This is a genomic window from Azospirillum sp. B506, from assembly GCF_000333595.1.
GTDB lineage: Bacteria > Pseudomonadota > Alphaproteobacteria > Azospirillales > Azospirillaceae > Azospirillum.
In genome coordinates, this window is sequence record NZ_BADK01001021.1 from 1 (window position 1) to 1481 (window position 1481).

General features: G+C 70.1%; 1 pseudogene. It reads left to right on the forward strand.

Annotated elements, in window-relative coordinates:
• Window positions 1-1481: pseudogene (locus I71_RS31460) on the forward strand (ATP-dependent DNA helicase RecG); the annotation flags it as partial.

Sequence of the window (1481 nt, forward strand, 5' to 3'; positions counted from 1 at the left end):
CGGCCCCCGTTGGGCAAAGCTGGTGGAGAAGCTGCCCGGCCCCCATGTGGTCGACCTGCTGTGGCATCTGCCCTGCGGCGTCGTCGACCGCCGCTTCTCGCCGAAGATCGCGCAGGCGCCGCACGGGCGCATCGCCACCTTGACCGTGCGCATCGACTCGCACGCGCCACCGGTGAACNCGCGCCATCCCTACAAGATCCGCTGCACCGACGACACTGGCGTGCTGGAGCTGGTCTATTTCCATGTCCGCGGCGACTGGCTGTCGAAGCAGATCCCCGCCGGCACCACCATGGTGGTCTCCGGCAAGGTGGAGTGGTTCAACGACACCGCCCAGATCACCCATCCCGATGCTGTCGTCCCGGTCGACGCGAAGGAGGATCTGGAGCTGGTGGAGCCGGTCTATCCGATGACCGCCGGCCTGCCGGCCAAGACCCTGCGCAAGGCGGTGCGCGCCGCGCTCAACGACGTTCCGGCGCTCGACGAATGGCAGGACCCGGCATGGCTGGCCCGCCGGCAATGGCCGAGCTGGGCCGAGGCGCTGAAGCGCGCCCACACGCCGGAGGACGAGGGCGACCTCGCCGCCACCGCGCCGATCCGCTGCCGCCTCGCCTATGACGAGCTGCTGGCGAACCAGCTGGCGCTGATGCTGGTGCGGGCGAGCCAGCGCCGGCTTGCCGGGCGGGCGACCGAGGGCGATGGCAGTCTGCGCCGTGCCGCGCTGGCGGCGCTGCCCTTCTCCCTGACCGGGTCGCAGGCTGCGTCGCTGGAGGACATCTACGCCGATATGGCCGCAGAGCGCCGCATGCTGCGGCTGCTCCAGGGCGATGTCGGCAGCGGCAAGACCGTGGTCGCGCTGATGGCGATGCTGAACGCGGTGGAGACCGGCGCACAGGCCGCCCTGATGGCCCCCACCGAAATACTTGCCCGCCAGCATGCGGAAAGCCTGGCGCCGCTGTGCAAGGCGGCCGGCGTCGAGATCGGCCTGCTGACCGGGCGCGACAAGGGCAAGGCGCGCCAGGCAGTGCTCGACCGGTTGGCGTCCGGCGAGCTGCCGCTGTTGGTGGGCACCCACGCCCTGTTTCAGGAGGATGTCGCTTTCAAGGATTTGGCGCTGGCGGTGATCGACGAACAGCACCGTTTCGGCGTCCACCAGCGCCTTCAGCTTTCGGCCAAGGGCCGGGCAGTCGACATGCTGGTGATGACCGCCACGCCGATCCCGCGCACGCTGACCCTGACCGCCTATGGCGACATGGACGTGTCGCGCCTGACCGAGAAGCCGGCGGGCCGCAAGCCGGTGCAGACCGTCACCATCGCTCTCGACCGGCTGGAGGAGGTGGTCCACGGCATCCAGCGCAAGGTGACGGAGGGCGCGCGGGTCTATTGGGTCTGCCCGCTGGTCGACCGAATCGGAACAAAGCGACCTTGCCGCCGCGACGGAGCGGCATGCCTTCCTGCGCGCCACCTTCGGCGACCGCGTCGGG